The organism is Pseudomonas sp. MRSN 12121 (genome assembly GCF_000931465.1).
In the GTDB taxonomy this organism is placed as follows: domain Bacteria; phylum Pseudomonadota; class Gammaproteobacteria; order Pseudomonadales; family Pseudomonadaceae; genus Aquipseudomonas.
Map to the genome: position 1 here is coordinate 1,342,349 of NZ_CP010892.1, position 16,539 is coordinate 1,358,887.

General features: G+C 61.2%; 16 protein-coding genes. 15 read left to right on the plus strand and 1 reads right to left on the minus strand.

Annotated elements, in window-relative coordinates; all coding sequences use genetic code 11:
* The first annotated feature begins 111 nt into the window (after positions 1–111).
* The 7 genes from TO66_RS05985 to ispD all read left to right on the plus strand — a co-directional run bounded on the left by TO66_RS05985 (position 112) and on the right by ispD (position 7,861).
* Positions 112–1,059 carry an acetyl-CoA carboxylase carboxyltransferase subunit alpha gene (locus TO66_RS05985; protein WP_044461465.1) on the plus strand — a complete coding sequence of 316 codons (948 nt, stop codon included), beginning with the start codon at positions 112–114 and terminating at the stop codon, positions 1,057–1,059.
* 114 nt (positions 1,060–1,173) lie between these two features.
* Positions 1,174–2,502, plus strand: coding sequence for a tRNA lysidine(34) synthetase TilS (gene tilS, locus TO66_RS05990; protein ID WP_044461466.1), 1,329 nt, complete (start codon positions 1,174–1,176; stop codon positions 2,500–2,502).
* A 274-nt stretch (positions 2,503–2,776) separates the two neighbouring features.
* Positions 2,777–4,408 (plus strand): CTP synthase, encoded by a 1,632-nt coding sequence (locus TO66_RS05995; RefSeq protein WP_044461467.1) that lies wholly within the window; start codon positions 2,777–2,779, stop codon positions 4,406–4,408.
* A gap of 5 nt (positions 4,409–4,413) precedes the next feature.
* Positions 4,414–5,259: a 3-deoxy-8-phosphooctulonate synthase gene (kdsA, locus tag TO66_RS06000; RefSeq protein WP_044461468.1), complete on the plus strand. Its 846-nt coding sequence runs from the start codon at positions 4,414–4,416 to the stop codon at positions 5,257–5,259.
* Between the two features lie 157 nt (positions 5,260–5,416).
* Positions 5,417–6,706 carry a phosphopyruvate hydratase gene (eno, locus tag TO66_RS06005; protein WP_044461469.1) on the plus strand — a complete coding sequence of 430 codons (1,290 nt, stop codon included), beginning with the start codon at positions 5,417–5,419 and terminating at the stop codon, positions 6,704–6,706.
* 172 nt (positions 6,707–6,878) lie between these two features.
* On the plus strand, positions 6,879–7,157 hold the full coding sequence (gene ftsB, locus TO66_RS06010) for a cell division protein FtsB (RefSeq protein ID WP_044461470.1): 279 nt from the start codon (positions 6,879–6,881) through the stop codon (positions 7,155–7,157).
* A complete protein-coding gene (gene ispD / locus TO66_RS06015) occupies positions 7,154–7,861 on the plus strand; it encodes a 2-C-methyl-D-erythritol 4-phosphate cytidylyltransferase (protein ID WP_044461471.1) in 708 nt (235 codons plus the stop codon). Before ftsB ends, ispD begins: the two co-directional genes overlap by 4 nt.
* Positions 7,862–8,043: 182 nt before the next feature.
* Here the strand turns inward: ispD and TO66_RS06020 are convergent, their stop codons facing one another.
* Complete coding sequence (locus TO66_RS06020) at positions 8,044–8,940, minus strand: LysR substrate-binding domain-containing protein (protein ID WP_044461472.1); 897 nt, start codon at positions 8,938–8,940, stop codon at positions 8,044–8,046.
* 106 nt (positions 8,941–9,046) lie between these two features.
* On the opposite strand from TO66_RS06020, the gene TO66_RS06025 reads away from it, so the two are divergent.
* The 8 genes from TO66_RS06025 to rpoS all read left to right on the plus strand — a co-directional run bounded on the left by TO66_RS06025 (position 9,047) and on the right by rpoS (position 16,227).
* Positions 9,047–10,159 (plus strand): S-(hydroxymethyl)glutathione dehydrogenase/class III alcohol dehydrogenase, encoded by a 1,113-nt coding sequence (locus TO66_RS06025; RefSeq protein ID WP_044461473.1) that lies wholly within the window; start codon positions 9,047–9,049, stop codon positions 10,157–10,159.
* An 82-nt stretch (positions 10,160–10,241) separates the two neighbouring features.
* Positions 10,242–11,093 (plus strand): S-formylglutathione hydrolase, encoded by an 852-nt coding sequence (fghA, locus tag TO66_RS06030; protein WP_177330392.1) that lies wholly within the window; start codon positions 10,242–10,244, stop codon positions 11,091–11,093.
* A gap of 52 nt (positions 11,094–11,145) precedes the next feature.
* Positions 11,146–11,619 (plus strand): 2-C-methyl-D-erythritol 2,4-cyclodiphosphate synthase, encoded by a 474-nt coding sequence (ispF, locus tag TO66_RS06035; protein ID WP_044461474.1) that lies wholly within the window; start codon positions 11,146–11,148, stop codon positions 11,617–11,619.
* On the plus strand, positions 11,616–12,674 hold the full coding sequence (gene truD, locus TO66_RS06040) for a tRNA pseudouridine(13) synthase TruD (RefSeq protein WP_044461475.1): 1,059 nt from the start codon (positions 11,616–11,618) through the stop codon (positions 12,672–12,674). The genes ispF and truD overlap by 4 nt, the downstream gene beginning before the upstream one ends.
* Positions 12,662–13,411, plus strand: coding sequence for a 5'/3'-nucleotidase SurE (gene surE / locus TO66_RS06045; RefSeq protein ID WP_044461476.1), 750 nt, complete (start codon positions 12,662–12,664; stop codon positions 13,409–13,411). Before truD ends, surE begins: the two co-directional genes overlap by 13 nt.
* Positions 13,412–13,452: 41 nt before the next feature.
* On the plus strand, positions 13,453–14,088 hold the full coding sequence (locus TO66_RS06050; RefSeq protein WP_171820139.1) for a protein-L-isoaspartate(D-aspartate) O-methyltransferase: 636 nt from the start codon (positions 13,453–13,455) through the stop codon (positions 14,086–14,088).
* Between the two features lie 195 nt (positions 14,089–14,283).
* On the plus strand, positions 14,284–15,117 hold the full coding sequence (locus tag TO66_RS32305; protein ID WP_044461478.1) for a peptidoglycan DD-metalloendopeptidase family protein: 834 nt from the start codon (positions 14,284–14,286) through the stop codon (positions 15,115–15,117).
* Between the two features lie 105 nt (positions 15,118–15,222).
* The gene (gene rpoS, locus TO66_RS06060; protein WP_044461479.1) at positions 15,223–16,227 is read left to right on the plus strand and encodes an RNA polymerase sigma factor RpoS; all 1,005 of its coding nucleotides are present in this window, start codon (positions 15,223–15,225) and stop codon (positions 16,225–16,227) included.
* The last annotated feature ends 312 nt before the right edge of the window (positions 16,228–16,539 follow it).

The following is a 16,539-nucleotide window of genomic DNA, read 5'->3' on the forward strand; positions in this document are numbered from 1 at the left end:
TCGACCCGAATTTTTAATCTCGACCTGAACGCGCCTCTCCCTTAAGGTAGGGCGCGAATAGACAACCGGCCGGCCCAAGCTCTCTTGGACGTCGACCCAAGACGGACGCCTATGAACCCGAATTTTCTTGATTTCGAACAGCCGATCGCCGACCTGCAAGCCAAGATCGAAGAGTTGCGCTTGGTCGGTAATGACAATTCGCTGAATATCGGCGATGAGATCTCCCGCCTGCAGGACAAGAGCAAGACCTTGACCGAGGATATCTTCGGCAAGCTCACCAGCTGGCAGATCGCACGCCTGGCGCGTCACCCGCGCCGTCCGTACACCCTGGACTACATCGAGCATATCTTCACCGAGTTCGACGAGCTGCATGGCGACCGTCACTTCTCCGACGATGCCGCGATCGTCGGCGGCGTTGCTCGTCTGGACGACCAGCCGGTCATGATCATCGGCCACCAGAAAGGCCGCGAAGTGCGCGAGAAGGTTCGTCGCAACTTCGGCATGCCGCGCCCTGAAGGCTATCGCAAGGCTTGCCGCCTGATGGAAATGGCCGAGCGCTTCAAAATGCCGATCCTGACCTTTATCGATACGCCGGGCGCTTATCCGGGGATCGACGCCGAAGAGCGCAACCAGAGCGAGGCCATCGCCTGGAACCTGCGGGTCATGGCACGTCTGAAGACCCCGATCATCGCCACCGTGATCGGTGAGGGTGGTTCCGGCGGTGCGCTGGCCATTGGCGTCTGCGACCAGTTGAACATGCTGCAGTACTCCACCTATGCGGTGATCTCGCCGGAAGGCTGTGCCTCGATCCTGTGGAAAACCGCCGAGAAGGCCCCGGATGCCGCCGAAGCCATGGGCATCACCGCCGAGCGCCTGAAAGGCCTGGGCATTGTCGACAAGGTCATCGGCGAGCCACTGGGTGGCGCGCATCGTGACCCGGCTGCCGCTTCTGCGCTGATTCGTGCCGAGCTGACCTCGCAACTGGCCATGCTCAAGAAGATGGATCACGACACCTTGCTGGCCCGTCGTTACGATCGCCTGATGAGCTACGGTCTCTGACCGACTGCCGCTCCTGGCAGGAGCGGGCTTGCTCGTGAAAGCCCCGGATGGTGATCCGGGGCTTTTTTCAATCCGCGCGAACAGGCTTGGTTTCCACTCGGGATCCGCTCCCCCATGAGCACATTCGATACAGTTCTCGCCGCAAAGCTGCTGCAACGTCTCACGCCCTGGCTGGCCAGTCCCGCCTGGCGCATCGCCTTTTCCGGTGGCCTCGACTCCACCGTCTTGCTGCACCTGCTGGCCGAACTCCGGCAACGCCACAGCCTTCCCCCCTTGAGCGCGGTGCATGTCCATCATGGATTGCAGGCGGTGGCTGACGCCTGGCCGGAGCATTGTCGGGCCCAGTGCGAAGCGTTGGGGATCGCCCTGCAAGTCGTATCGGTGCGCGTGCAGGCAGGCGCCAGCCTGGAACGGGCCGCGCGGGAGGCGCGTTATGCGGCTTTCGAACAGGTTATTGGCAGTAATGAACTGTTGCTGACCGCCCAGCACCGTGACGACCAGGCGGAAACCCTGTTGTTTCGCCTGCTGCGTGGGGCCGGGGTCAGGGGCTTGTCGGCCATGCCGGCGTCCCGGGTGCTGGGAGCGGGGCATCTATTGCGGCCTCTGCTGGATGTCTCCCGTGCCGAACTTGAGCGTTACGCGTGCGAACACCAGTTGTGCTGGATCAATGATCCTTCCAATCAGGACTCACAGTTCTCGCGCAATTACCTGCGCCACCAAGTATTTCCGCTGCTGACCGCCCGTTGGCCCCAGGCGGTTAGCAGCATGACGCGCAGTGCGGCGCATTTGCGCGAGGCCCGGGAGTTGCTGGACGACCTGGCGCTCATCGATCTGCAGGAAGCGTCCGCGCAGGGCGAGTTCGATTGGCTGGAGTTGCCCTCGTTGCTAATGGCGCCATTGCTTGGCTTGTCGCCAGCGCGCCAGCGCAATGCCTTGAGCCATTGGCTGAGCCGGTTTACGCCGCTGCCAGACAGCGACCACTGGGCGGGCTGGCAGGCGCTGCGCGATGCCGCGGCGGACAGCTGTCCGGTGTGGCGCCTGGGGCAGGGCGAGCTGCAGCGAGCTGCGGGACGGATCTGGTGGCTGCCGACGGGCTGGCTCCAGCCTCCGGCGGCGCCGGCGGATTGGACGGACGGCGCTGTGCCGCTGGAGTTGCCGGGCAATGGTCAGGCGCAGTTCCGTGGTCGTGCGCCACAAGGGCCGTTGCAGGTGCGTTATCGCCAGGGGGGCGAAGTGATGCAACTGCCGGGACGCGGCCATCGCGACCTCAAGCGCCTGCTCAACGAGGCGGGGTTGCCGGCCTTCGTGCGTGGCAGATTGCCGCTGCTGTATCGGGGCGGGCAACTGCTTGCCGTGGCGAACCTGCCTGGCCTTGACGCAAATGCCCAGGAGGGCTGGCAATTACATTGGCAGCCGCCTTCGAGCGATCAAGGTTTGAGCTGAAAGTCCCTTTCCGGTAGACTACGCTCCCTTCTTGATACAACTTCTGTGGATTCGCCTGAATTGCAGGAGTTGCCGATTACCAAGCAGTCTTTGCTGGGCGATTCCAAAAAATGTGTAGCGAGCAACGTACCGGTGTTTTCTCTTCCGGTCTGTCCCAACGCGGCGGTTTTTTTGAAAGGTGCACTGTGATTAATGCAGGTGATCGGGGGCTTCGGCCTTCCTTCGCTTTCCCCGGCGGCTCGGACCGCTTTAACGCAGACTTCTAGGGTTTTTCATGACGCGCTACATATTCGTCACGGGCGGTGTTGTTTCTTCATTGGGGAAAGGCATTGCCTCGGCTTCATTGGCGGCCATCCTGGAGGCGCGGGGACTTAAGGTCACCATGCTCAAGCTGGACCCGTACATCAACGTCGACCCGGGCACCATGAGCCCGTTCCAGCACGGTGAAGTGTTCGTCACCCACGACGGCGCCGAGACCGACCTGGACCTGGGCCACTACGAGCGGTTCATCCGCACGACCATGACCCAGAACAACAACTTCACCACCGGCCGTGTCTACGAGCACGTGCTGCGCAAAGAGCGCCGTGGTGACTACCTGGGCGCTACCATCCAGGTGATTCCGCACATCACCGACGAAATCAAGCGCCGCATCATCAAGGGCGCCGGCGATGCCGACGTGGCCCTGGTCGAGATCGGCGGCACCGTGGGCGACATCGAGTCGCAACCGTTCCTCGAAGCCATCCGCCAACTGCGTGTGGAAGTCGGTTCCAAGCGCGCGATGCTGATGCACCTGACCCTGGTCCCGTACATCGCCACCGCTGGCGAGACCAAGACCAAACCTACCCAGCACTCGGTGAAGGAGCTGCGCTCCATCGGCCTGCAGCCTGACGTGCTGATCTGCCGCTCCGACCATCCGGTGGACGTCTCCTCGCGTCGCAAGATCGCGTTGTTCACCAACGTAGAAGAGCGTGCGGTGATTTCCCTGGAAGACGTCGACACCATCTACAAGATCCCGGCCGTACTGCACGCCCAGGGCCTGGACGACTTCGTCGTCGAGCGTTTCGGCCTGCAATGCAATGGCGCCGACCTGTCCGAGTGGGAAAAAGTGGTCGACGCCAAGCTCAATCCCGAGCATGAAGTCACCATCGCCATGGTCGGCAAGTACATGGAGCTGCTGGACGCCTACAAGTCGCTGATCGAAGCGATGAGTCACGCCGGCATCACCAACCGTACCAAGGTCAACCTGCGCTACATCGATTCCGAAGACATCGAGAACCAGGGCACCGCGCTGCTCGAAGGCGTCGATGCGATCCTGGTGCCAGGCGGCTTCGGCCTGCGTGGCGTGGAAGGCAAGATCACCGCTGTCCAGTACGCTCGCGAAAACAAGGTGCCTTACCTGGGTATCTGCCTGGGCATGCAAGTGGCCGTGATCGAATTCGCGCGTAACGTCATGGGCTGGAAAGACGCCAACTCCACCGAGTTCGATCGCGCCAGCGGCCATCCGGTCGTCGGCCTGATCACCGAGTGGGCCGATGCCACCGGCGCCGTCGAAACCCGTACCGAAGCGTCCGACCTGGGCGGCACCATGCGTCTCGGTGCCCAGGAATGCCTGCTCGAAGCCGGTTCCAAGGTGCACGATTGCTATGCCAAGGACGTGATCGTCGAGCGTCACCGTCACCGCTACGAAGTGAACAACAACCTGCTGCCGCAGATGATCGAAGCCGGCCTGAAGATTTCCGGTCGCTCCGCTGATGCGGCGCTGGTCGAAGTGGTCGAGGCTCCGGATCATCCATGGTTCGTCGCTTGCCAATTCCACCCGGAGTTCACCTCGACGCCACGTGACGGCCATCCGCTGTTCAGTGGTTTCGTTAAGGCGGCTTTGGCTCAACACCAGAAGAAGGCGTAATCCCGATGGCACAGAAGATCATCCGCGTCGGCGACATCGAGATTGCCAATGACAAGCCCATGGTGCTGTTCGGCGGCATGAACGTGCTGGAAAGCCGCGACATGGCCATGCAGGTCTGCGAAGAATATGTGAAGGTCACCGAAAAACTCGGTATCCCTTATGTGTTCAAGGCCAGTTTCGACAAGGCCAACCGGTCTTCTGTGACTTCCTATCGTGGTCCTGGCCTGGAAGAAGGCATGCGCATCTTCCAGGACATCAAGCAAGCCTTCGGCGTGCCGATCATCACCGACGTCCATGAGCCGCACCAGGCGGCCATCGTCGCGCAAACCTGCGACATCATCCAGTTGCCCGCCTTCCTGTCTCGCCAGACCGACCTGGTGGTGGCGATGGCCAAGACCGGTGCGGTGATCAACATCAAGAAAGCCCAGTTCCTCGCCCCTCAGGAAATGAAACACATCCTGAGCAAGTGCGAAGAAGCGGGTAACGATCAGTTGATCCTGTGCGAGCGTGGTTCGAGCTTCGGCTACAACAACCTGGTCGTGGACATGCTCGGCTTCGGCATCATGAAGCAGTTCGAATACCCGGTGTTCTTCGACGTGACCCACGCGTTGCAGATGCCTGGCGGTCGTGCCGATTCGGCCGGTGGTCGCCGCGCCCAGGTCACCGACCTGGCCAAGGCCGGCATGAGCCAGTCCCTGGCCGGCCTGTTCCTGGAAGCCCACCCGGACCCGGACAACGCCAAATGCGACGGTCCATGTGCCCTGCGCCTGAACAAGCTCGAACCTTTCCTGGCCCAACTCAAGGCCCTGGACCAACTGGTTAAGAGTTTTCCGACGGTAGAGACCGCGTAACACCCATTTCTCCGGTAAAGTACCGCACGATTAATTGCTCGGGCCCGCGGGCCTGAGCCTTGTCGTCTGCAAGTCTGCCCCTTGTTTCCTGCTTGCCGACGGTAAAGAGATTCCCTTCAGCTGCGTCGTTTTCGTCAACTTTGGAGTGTTTACAACAATGGCAAAAATCGTCGACATCAAAGGTCGTGAAGTTCTCGACTCCCGTGGCAACCCCACCGTCGAAGCGGACGTGCTTCTCGATAACGGCATCATCGGCAGCGCATGCGCGCCGTCCGGTGCTTCCACCGGCTCGCGTGAGGCGCTGGAGCTGCGTGATGGCGACAAGAGCCGTTACCTGGGCAAGGGCGTGCTGAAGGCCGTCGCCAACATCAATGGCCCGATCCGCGACCTGCTGCTGGGCAAAGACCCAAGCGACCAGAAGGCGCTCGACCAGGCGATGATCAAGCTGGACGGTACCGACAACAAGGCCACCCTGGGCGCCAATGCGATCCTCGCCGTCTCTCTGGCCGCGGCCAAGGCAGCAGCTCAGGACCAGGACCTGCCGCTGTACGCGCACATTGCCAACCTGAACGGCACCCCGGGCGTCTACTCGATGCCGGTACCGATGATGAACATCATCAACGGTGGCGAACACGCCGATAACAACGTCGACATCCAGGAATTCATGGTGCAGCCAGTCGGCGCCAAGTCCTTCTCCGAAGGCCTGCGCATGGGCACCGAGATCTTCCATCACCTCAAGGCCGTGCTGAAGGCCCGTGGCCTGAGCACCGCGGTAGGTGACGAGGGTGGCTTCGCGCCGAACCTGGCATCCAACGAAGACGCGCTGAAAGTGATCTCCGAAGCCGTGGCCAACGCTGGCTACAAGCTGGGCACCGACGTGACCCTGGCCCTGGACTGCGCGGCCAGCGAATTCTTCGAAGACGGCAAGTACAACCTGGCCGGCGAAGGCCAGGTATTCACCGCCGAAGGTTTCGCCGACTACCTCAAGGGCCTGACCGAGCGTTACCCGATCATCTCCATCGAAGACGGCCTGGACGAGTCCGACTGGGCTGGCTGGAAGATCCTCACCGACAAGATCGGCGAGAAGACCCAGCTGGTGGGCGACGACCTGTTCGTGACCAACACCAAGATCCTGAAAGAAGGCATCGACAAGAAGATCGCCAACTCGATCCTGATCAAGTTCAACCAGATCGGCACCCTGACCGAAACCCTGGAAGCCATCCAGATGGCCAAGGCCGCCGGCTACACCGCGGTGATTTCGCACCGTTCCGGCGAAACCGAAGACTCGACCATCGCCGACCTGGCCGTGGGCACCTCGGCTGGCCAGATCAAGACCGGCTCGCTGTGCCGTTCCGACCGCGTATCCAAGTACAACCAATTGCTGCGTATCGAAGAGCAATTGAACGGCAAAGCCAAATACAACGGCCGTGGTGAGTTTCGCGGTTAAGCGGTAGATGGTAAAAAGACACCGGATTAGGGCAGAAAAGTCGCATTCGCGAGGTTTTTGCCTCTAATCTGATGCCTTAAGAGCACAAGCCTGGTTCTTCCAGGCTTCGTGCTATCAGTAGGTTCGAAGTTGTTGGCATGGCTGTCTTTTTTCACTGGATACCCGATATTCGATGCGCAGTCCCAATTGGTTGTTCCTCGTCTTGCTCTTGCTGCTGGCTGGCCTGCAGTACCGCCTGTGGGTGGGGAATGGCAGCCTGGCGCAGGTAGCCGACCTGACTCAGCAGATTGCCGATCAGCGCGCTGAAAACGAACGCCTGCTGGAGCGTAATCGCGTACTCGACGCGGAAGTCATGGAATTGAAGAAAGGCATGGAGACCGTGGAAGAGCGGGCTCGTCATGAACTGGGCATGGTCAAGGAGGGTGAAACCCTCTACCAGTTGGCCCAATGATCCAGTCGTTACCGGCCTTCTGGGCCGTGATTCCTGCTGCGGGCGTCGGTGCCCGTATGGCCGCGGACCGTCCCAAGCAATACTTGCAACTGGGCGGGCGCACTATTCTCGAACACAGCCTCGGCTGTTTCCTCGATCACCCTGGCCTGAAAGGGCTGGTGGTCAGCCTCGCGCTGGACGATCCTTACTGGCCGACCCTGGCCTGTGCCCACGACCCGCGGATCCAGCGGGTCGAAGGCGGTGCGGAGCGTTCCGGATCGGTGCTCAATGCCTTGCTCCATCTGCATGCCCAAGGGGCCGCAGATGAAGACTGGGTGCTGGTTCATGATGCCGCACGGCCGAACCTGTCCCGCGATGACCTGGACAAGCTGCTGGGCGAACTGGCGGATGACCCGGTAGGCGGTCTGCTCGCGGTGCCGGCTCGCGACACCCTGAAGCGGATCGACAAGCATGGGCGCGTCCTGGAAACCGTGGACCGCAGCCTGATCTGGCAAGCCTATACGCCGCAGATGTTCCGTCTTGGCGCCTTGCACCGCGCCCTGGCCGACAGCCTGGTAGCGGATGTGGCGATTACCGATGAGGCCTCGGCGATGGAGTGGGCCGGCCAGGCACCGCGCCTGATCGAAGGGCGCGCCGACAACCTCAAGGTGACCCGGCCTGAAGACCTTGAGTGGTTGCGCCTGCGCTGGGCCAATCGTCGATAACTTATATCAGCTCTATCGCGGCCATGACGTGCGTACTACCTGTAAGAGCGAGGCTTGCCCGCGATGGTCGCGCCGCGGAATGTTGGGTCCACCGCGTTATCGTTCATCGCGCGCAAGCTGCGCTCCTACAGAGGACCACCTCAAGCCCTGCAGCGAGCTTGCTTGTGTTCAGATCCCGGTGGTCAATCACAATACTCCGGCCGCTGGGCCAGCCCTTCCTTGAGATAGTCCACCAGCTTGCGCACCTTGGGCGACAGATGCCGTTGTTGTGGATACAGCGCCCACACCGCCGTATTCGGTGGCTGATGCGCCTCCAGCAGGGAAATCAGCGTACCGGCATGCAGATGTTCCAGTACGTAGTAATCCGGTAGCTGGCACAGGCCAACCCCTTGTAAGGCAGCGTCCAGTACCGCTTGCCCGCTGTTGCAGCGCCAATTGCCTTGCACCCGCTGTGAAAACTCCCGGCCGTCCTGCTCCAGTTGCCAGATATCCGAGCTGCCGATCAGGCAGTTGTGGCGGCTCAGCTCCGACAGGCTGTGAGGGCGACCGTAGCGTTCCAGATAGGACGGCGAAGCGCACAGGTACATGCGCCGTGGCGCCAGGCGCGTTGCCACCAATCGCGAATCCTGCAGGCGGCCCAGGCGCACCGCCAGGTCCAGGCCCTCGTGCACCAGGTCCAGGGGGCGGTTGCTCAGTTCGATGTCCACCCGCAGTTGTGGATAGAGCCCCATGAAACTGGTCACCAGCGGCACGATGAAGCGTTCGCCATAGGCCACCGCGCACGTCATGCGCAGCATGCCCTTGGGTTCGCTGGTAAGGTCGCCCACCGCGCGCAGCGCCTCTTCGCGTCCGTCCTGCAGGCGCTGGCAATGCTGCAGGAAGGTCTGCCCGGCTTCGGTCAGGGTCACCCGGCGGGTGCTGCGATACAGCAGGCGGGTTTGCAATCGTTCTTCCAGGCGGACGATCTGCCGGCTGACGTGGGACGACGACACCCCAAGGCGTTCCGCGGCGGCGGTGAACTGGCTGCACTCGGCCACGGCGACAAACTCGTCGATGCCGTCCCAGCGGTTCTCGTTCATGATGATTGTCCCTGTACGGCAATAATGTTTTGCTTTTGCTCGGATTATTCATCGTAAGGCACTGTTTTACACTCCCTGTCTCGTTTTTATTCGCTGGAGACCCAGGATGATCAAGTCGCGCGCTGCCGTTGCCTTCGAGGCCAAGAAACCCCTCGAAATCGTTGAAGTCGATGTCGCCATGCCCAAGGCCGGCGAGGTGCTGTTGCGCGTCGTCGCCTCCGGCGTTTGCCATACCGATGCCTACACCCTGTCCGGGGCCGATCCGGAAGGCATCTTCCCGTCGATCCTCGGGCATGAGGGCGGTGCCGTGGTCGAGGCCATCGGCGAGGGCGTGACCTCGGTGGCGGTGGGCGACCATGTGATCCCGCTGTACACGCCGGAATGCGGCAAGTGCAAATTCTGCCTGTCGGGCAAGACCAACCTGTGCCAGGCGATCCGCGCTACCCAGGGCAAGGGCCTGATGCCGGACGGCACCACTCGCTTCTCCTATAAAGGCCAGCCGATTTTCCACTACATGGGCACCTCGACCTTTTCCGAGTACACCGTGTTGCCGGAAATTTCGGTCGCGAAAATCCCTAAGGAAGCACCTCTGGAGAAAGTCTGCCTGCTGGGCTGCGGCGTCACTACCGGGATCGGCGCGGTGATCAACACCGCCAAGGTCAAGGCCGGCGACACCGTGGCGATCTTCGGCCTGGGCGGCATCGGCCTGTCGGCGGTGATCGGCGCCGTGAAAGCCAAGGCCGGACGGATCATCGCCATCGACATCAACCCGGCCAAGTTCGAAATCGCCCGGCAGCTGGGCGCCACCGACTGCGTGAACCCGAAGGATTTCGACCGGCCGATCCAGGACGTCATCGTCGACATGACCGACGGTGGCGTGGACTTCTCCTTCGAGTGCATCGGCAACGTGCAACTGATGCGCGCCGCGCTGGAATGCTGCCACAAGGGCTGGGGCGAGTCGGTGATCATCGGCGTTGCCGGCGCTGGCCAGGAAATCGCCACCCGTCCGTTCCAGCTGGTGACCGGTCGCGTCTGGCGCGGTTCGGCGTTCGGTGGCGTGCGCGGCCGCTCCGAATTGCCCAGCTATGTCGACATGGCCCAGAGCGGCGAAATCCCGCTGGATACCTTCATCACCCACACCATGGGGCTGGAGGACATCAACAAGGCCTTCGACCTGATGCATGAAGGCAAGAGCATCCGTACCGTCATCCATTTTTAAAAGCAGCGGCAAGCTACGAGCTGTAAGCGGCAAGTGGGGGCGTCTCTCTTGCAGCTTGACGCTTGCGGCTTGAAGCTGGGAGATGCCCATGAGTCTGGAAAACCTGTCCTGCCAGAAAAGCTTCGGCGGCTGGCACAAACGTTACAAGCATCGTTCCGAAGTGCTGGGCTGCGACATGGTGTTCGCCGTCTACCTGCCGCCGCAGGCGGAGCAGGGGGGCAAGCTGCCGGTGCTGTACTGGTTGTCCGGCCTGACCTGCACCGACGAGAACTTCATGCACAAGGCCGGCGCCCAGCGCCTGGCCGCCGAGCTGGGGTTGATCATCGTCGCGCCGGATACCAGCCCGCGCGGCCCCGGTGTGCCGGGCGACCCGGACGGCGCCTGGGACTTCGGGCTGGGGGCGGGCTTCTACCTCAATGCCACCCAGCAGCCCTGGGCCGAGCATTACCGCATGCATGACTATGTGGTGCAGGAGTTGCCGGCGCTGGTCGAGGCGCATTTCCCGGCTTCGGACAAGCGCGGTATCAGCGGCCACTCCATGGGCGGGCACGGCGCGCTGGTCTGCGCGTTGCGCAACCCGGGGCGCTACCAGTCGGTATCGGCTTTCGCACCGATCAGCAATCCGATGGATTGCCCGTGGGGGCAGAAAGCCTTTTCCCGTTATCTGGGCGAAGAGCGTTCCCGCTGGCGCGAATGGGATGCCAGCGTGCTGATCCAGGAAGCCAGCGAAAAGCTGCCGTTGCTGGTGGACCAGGGCGATCGCGACGATTTCCTGGCCAATCAGCTCAAGCCGGAAGTGCTGCAACAGGCGGCGAAAGCTGCCGGTCATCCGCTGACGTTGCGCCTGCAACCCGGCTACGACCACAGCTATTTCTTCATCGCCAGCTTCATTGGCGACCACCTGCAGCATCATGCGCGCGCTCTGGGCGCCTAATGTCCGTCAAAGCAGGTAGAATCACGCCCTGACTCAATCAGGGCGTTTTTTTATGCGTATTGGCCACGGCTACGATGTGCACCGTTTCGCTGAAGGCGATTTTATCACTCTGGGCGGCGTGCGTATCGCACACGGCTTCGGGCTGCTCGCCCATTCCGACGGCGACGTACTGTTGCACGCGTTGAGCGATGCCTTGCTGGGCGCGGCCGCGCTGGGCGACATCGGCAAACATTTTCCGGACACCGATCCGCAGTTCAAGGGCGCCGACAGCCGTGCGCTGTTGCGTCATGTCGTCGCACTGATCCATGCCAAGGGCTGGAAGGTCGGCAACGTCGACAACACCATCGTGGCCCAGGCGCCGAAGATGGCTCCGCATATCGAAACGATGCGCGGGCTGATTGCGGCGGATCTGCAGGTCGAGCTCGATCAGGTGAACGTCAAGGCCACGACCACCGAAAAACTCGGTTTTGTCGGGCGCGAAGAAGGCATTGCCGTCCATTCCGTTGCCCTGTTGCTGCGCGCATGAACGAACTGCAACTACTGGGCCCGCGGGCCTATGGCGAAGCCCTGGGCAGCGCGGTACTGAAGGCCACTGCCGAAGACTTCCAGGTCGACGAAGTCCTGGATATTCCACTGACCGGCGAAGGCGAACACCTGTGGCTGTGGGTGGAAAAGCGCGGCCTGAACACCGAAGAGGCGGCGCGGCGAATTGCCAAGGCGGCGGGTGTGCCGCTGCGTACCGTCAGCTATGCCGGCCTGAAAGATCGCCAGGCATTGACCCGGCAGTGGTTCAGCGTGCAACTGCCTGGCAAGGCCGATCCCGATATGTCGGCCGCTGAAAACGATACGCTGAAGATCCTCAAGCAGGCTCGCCACAAGCGCAAGCTGCAACGCGGCGCGCATGCGGCCAACGGCTTCACCCTGCGGCTCACGGCGCTCAAGGCCGACAAGGCAGGGATTGAAGAACGCCTGCAATTGATCGCCCGGCACGGTATCCCCAATTATTTCGGCGCCCAGCGCTTTGGGCATGACGGCGGCAACCTGGTCGATGCCCGCGACTGGGCGGCCCGCAAAGCCTTGCCGGAACAGCGCAACCTGCGTTCGCGCCTGCTCTCCACCGCGCGCAGCTACCTGTTCAACCGCGTGTTGGCGGCACGGGTGGCCGACGGCAGTTGGCAGCGCGCCCAGGTCGGCGACCTGCTGGCCTTCACCGACAGCCGCAGTTTCTTCCCGGCCGGTGAGGCTGAATGCAGCGATCCGCGCCTGGCGATCCTGGATCTGCACCCCACCGGGCCGCAGTGGGGAGAGGGCGACTCGCCCGCCGCCGGGGCTACGCACCAGTTGGAGCAGCGGGTGGCTGGCGACGAAGCGGATCTGCGCGACTGGTTGATTAAAGCTGGAATGAGCCACGAACGTCGCATCCTGCGGCTGCCCATTGGCGGGTTGACGTGGCATTATCCCGAGCCTGACATTCTGCAACTGGAATTCGTCCTGCCGGCCGGATGCTTCGCCACCGTATTGGTGCGTGAACTCGTCGATCTGGTGCCGGTGGGGCAGACGGACAGCCCATGCGTATTCTGATTTCTAACGACGATGGTGTCACAGCACCCGGCCTCGCCGCGCTTCATGCTGCGCTGGCGGATTACGCCGAGTGTGTGGTGATCGCCCCGGACCAGGACAAAAGCGGTGCCAGCAGTTCGCTGACGCTCGACCGTCCGCTGCACCCGCACACCTTGAGCAATGGTTTCATCAGCATCAATGGCACCCCGACCGATTGTGTGCACCTGGGGCTCAACGGGCTGCTGGAGCGCGATCCGGACATGGTGGTGTCCGGCATCAATCTGGGGGCGAACCTGGGGGATGACGTGCTGTACTCCGGTACTGTCGCCGCGGCGCTGGAAGGACGTTTCCTCGACCTTCCGGCATTCGCCTTCTCATTCGTTTCGCGCCAGGTGGACAACCTGCCCACGGCCGCCTATTTCGCCCGCAAGCTGGTCGAGGCCCACGGGCAACTGGATCTGCCGCCACGCACTGTGTTGAACGTGAACATTCCCAACCTTCCGCTTGATCATATTCGCGGTATCCAGCTGACTCGCCTGGGCCATCGCGCTCGCGCGGCGGCGCCGATGAAGACCGTCGACCCGCGCGGCAAGGCCGGCTACTGGATCGCCGCGGCGGGCGATGCCGAGGATGGCGGCCCAGGCACGGATTTCCACGCCATCATGCAGGGCTATGTGTCGATCACGCCGTTGCAGCTCGACCGTACCTTCAATGACGCCTTCAGAACGCTTGATGGCTGGCTGGAGGGGCTGCGCTGATGGCTCGCGAGCAGGACGATCTGTTGCGGCGCGGTATCGGGATGACCTCCCAGCGTACCCGTGAGCGTCTGATTCAGCGTCTTTACGATGAAGGCCTGTCCAACACCCAGGTGCTTGAAGTGATTCGGCGCACTCCTCGGCATCTGTTCGTCGACGAGGCGCTGGCGCATAGGGCCTACGAAGACACGGCCTTGCCGATCGGGCACAACCAGACGATCTCGCAGCCTTATATGGTGGCGCGCATGAGCGAGCTGCTGTTGGCGGCAGGCCCGCTGGACAAGGTGCTGGAGATCGGCACCGGTTCGGGCTACCAGACGGCGGTGTTGTCGCAGCTGGTGGAGCGGGTGTTCTCGGTCGAGCGGATCAAAGTGCTGCAGGATCGTGCCAAGGAGCGTCTGGTCGAGTTGAACCTGCGCAACGTGGTGTTCCGCTGGGGCGACGGCTGGGAAGGCTGGCCGGCGCTGGCGCCGTACAACGGCATCATCGTGACGGCGGTCGCCACTGACATTCCTCAGGCTCTGCTGGACCAACTCGCGCCCGGTGGCCGGATGGTGATCCCCGTCGGTGCTGGCGAGGTGCAGCAACTGATGCTGATCATTCGTGAAGAGCAAGGGTTCTCACGGCATGTCCTCGGCGCCGTGCGCTTCGTTCCGTTGCTCAATGGGCCTCTGGCCTGAGCATTTGTTTGCCGCAGGTGAATTCTGTTTGATCGGCTTGGTCTTACAGCTGGATCGATCGATCAAGTCGCGTAGCGCCGGCGTCTGTCGATTTCGCTTTGCCAGGGGTAAAGCGCAGGGGGCCGGTTATACTTGCGACATTTCATGCCTTAGCCAGGCACTATTTATCTTCAACCACCACAAAGGGAGCGGCGGGTGAGTCTCACAGTCATTGCGCAGCGTATGGGTACAACAAGCTTTCAGCGACTGGTGATTGGCCTTGTCTTGAGTTCTCTGTTGGTCGGATGTTCGAGCACTAAATCGAGCAGCGCCCAGGTCGTCGATCGCACCAGTGCGGTGCCGCAGCGTCCGACAGTGACCACTGGGCAGTACACGGTGCGTCGTGGCGACACGCTCTTCTCCATTGCCTTCCGTTATGGCTGGGACTACAAGGCCCTGGCTGCGCGTAACAATATTGCCGAGCCGTACACCATTCATCCGGGACAGACCATCCGCTTCGACGGCCGCTCGGGTTCGGCGCCGACGGCGGTGGTCACCAAGTCGGCTTCCAGCGCATCTTCTTCAAGTAAAACCACGGTAATTCGTCGTCCGGCAGGGGCCGCGCCAACGATTGCGAGCCAGCCCGCGCCGGCTCCATTACCGCCTGCAGGCCCCGCGCCAAAGGGCTGGGGCTGGCCTGCGAACGGTATTTTGATTGGAAAATTCTCTTCAAACGGTAGTTTGAATAAAGGCATTGATATCGCCGGGGATTTGGGACAGCCTGTTTTAGCTGCGTCTGATGGGACGGTGGTTTACGCCGGGAGTGGCTTAAGGGGCTACGGCGAATTAGTCATCATCAAACACAGCGATACCTACGTCAGTGCTTACGGCCACAACCGCAGGCTATTGGTTCGGGAGGGGCAGCAGGTCAAAGTCGGACAGACAATTGCCGAGATGGGATCAACTGGTACAGACCGGGTGAAACTGCACTTTGAGATTCGCCGACAAGGTAAACCTGTAGATCCGCTGCAATTCCTGCCACGTCGTTGATCCGTTACCAAACCTGTTCCGTCGTAGGGGGGAACAGGTTCCAGCGTTGCCAAGGATAAAGGCGTCGCTTGAGCCTGAGGTCGAACTCACCAAAGGACTATAACAATGGCTCTCAGTAAAGAAGTGCCGGAGTTTGACATCGACGATGAAGTTCTCCTGATGGAGACGGGCATCGCCACTGATTCGATGTCGAATGAGGGATCTGCTGTACCTTCAGTTCGTGCCAAATCCAAACACTCCGCTTCACTGAAACAACACAAATACATTGATTACACGCGAGCGCTCGATGCAACGCAGCTGTATCTCAATGAAATCGGCTTTTCACCGTTGCTCTCCCCGGAAGAAGAAGTTCATTTTGCGCGCCTGTCGCAAAGTGGTGATCCTGCCGGGCGCAAGCGAATGATTGAAAGCAACCTGCGCCTGGTGGTGAAAATCGCCCGACGTTATGTCAATCGCGGGCTTTCGCTGCTGGACCTGATCGAAGAGGGCAACCTCGGCCTGATCCGGGCGGTGGAAAAGTTCGACCCGGAGCGCGGTTTCCGCTTCTCGACCTATGCCACCTGGTGGATACGTCAAACCATCGAACGGGCAATCATGAACCAGACCCGGACTATCCGGCCGCCGATTCATGTGGTCAAAGAGCTCAACGTCTACCTGCGGGCAGCACGGGAGCTGACACAGAAACTCGACCATGAACCTTCTCCTGAAGAAATCGCCAACCTGCTGGAAAAACCGGTGGGCGAGGTCAAGCGCATGCTGGGCTTGAACGAGCGGGTTTCTTCAGTCGACGTCTCGCTGGGTCCGGATTCGGATAAAACCCTGCTGGACACCCTCACCGACGATCGTCCTACCGATCCGTGCGAACTGCTGCAGGATGACGACCTGTCGCAAAGCATCGACCAATGGCTTTCCGAACTGACCGACAAGCAACGGGAAGTGGTGGTTCGTCGCTTCGGCTTGCGCGGCCATGAAAGCAGCACCCTGGAAGATGTGGGGCTGGAGATCGGGCTTACCCGGGAGCGGGTACGTCAGATCCAGGTCGAAGGTCTCAAGCGTCTGCGCGAGATCCTCGAAAAGAATGGCTTGTCCAGCGAGTCGCTGTTCCAGTAACGGCACCGGTGAACTCGCAGTGAAAAAGCCCCGACTGGTTCGGGGTTTTTTTATGGCTTATTCACAAGAACGGGCAGGCGTTCACTGGTGAAGCCTGTTCCTTGCAAGAGCATGTAAGTAAAGGCTTACTCTTTCGTAAGTGTTCGGTCTTTATCGAGTATGAAAGTTGGCTGTTTTGTCTGGTGTAAATTCTATCGTATTGATTAATAAGGATTTATTTTGATGGCGGGTGGTTGTTGGACAGTTTTCCTGTCTGTCAGTGCCATTGCTCTGTCATGGAAACTCTCTAATATCAGCCCTGTGTCGACGGAT

Coding starts and splice junctions, on each gene's coding strand:
- TO66_RS05995 (WP_044461467.1), top strand. CDS start 2,777: ATGACGCGCTACATATTCGTCACGGGCGGTGTTGTTTCTTCATTGGGG.
- TO66_RS06025 (WP_044461473.1), top strand. CDS start 9,047: ATGATCAAGTCGCGCGCTGCCGTTGCCTTCGAGGCCAAGAAACCCCTC.
- ftsB (WP_044461470.1), top strand. CDS start 6,879: ATGCGCAGTCCCAATTGGTTGTTCCTCGTCTTGCTCTTGCTGCTGGCT.
- ispF (WP_044461474.1), top strand. CDS start 11,146: ATGCGTATTGGCCACGGCTACGATGTGCACCGTTTCGCTGAAGGCGAT.
- TO66_RS06020 (WP_044461472.1), bottom strand. CDS start 8,940: ATGAACGAGAACCGCTGGGACGGCATCGACGAGTTTGTCGCCGTGGCC.
- TO66_RS05985 (WP_044461465.1), top strand. CDS start 112: ATGAACCCGAATTTTCTTGATTTCGAACAGCCGATCGCCGACCTGCAA.
- TO66_RS06050 (WP_171820139.1), top strand. CDS start 13,453: ATGACCTCCCAGCGTACCCGTGAGCGTCTGATTCAGCGTCTTTACGAT.
- ispD (WP_044461471.1), top strand. CDS start 7,154: ATGATCCAGTCGTTACCGGCCTTCTGGGCCGTGATTCCTGCTGCGGGC.
- kdsA (WP_044461468.1), top strand. CDS start 4,414: ATGGCACAGAAGATCATCCGCGTCGGCGACATCGAGATTGCCAATGAC.
- surE (WP_044461476.1), top strand. CDS start 12,662: ATGCGTATTCTGATTTCTAACGACGATGGTGTCACAGCACCCGGCCTC.
- eno (WP_044461469.1), top strand. CDS start 5,417: ATGGCAAAAATCGTCGACATCAAAGGTCGTGAAGTTCTCGACTCCCGT.
- truD (WP_044461475.1), top strand. CDS start 11,616: ATGAACGAACTGCAACTACTGGGCCCGCGGGCCTATGGCGAAGCCCTG.
- tilS (WP_044461466.1), top strand. CDS start 1,174: ATGAGCACATTCGATACAGTTCTCGCCGCAAAGCTGCTGCAACGTCTC.
- fghA (WP_177330392.1), top strand. CDS start 10,242: ATGCCCATGAGTCTGGAAAACCTGTCCTGCCAGAAAAGCTTCGGCGGC.
- rpoS (WP_044461479.1), top strand. CDS start 15,223: ATGGCTCTCAGTAAAGAAGTGCCGGAGTTTGACATCGACGATGAAGTT.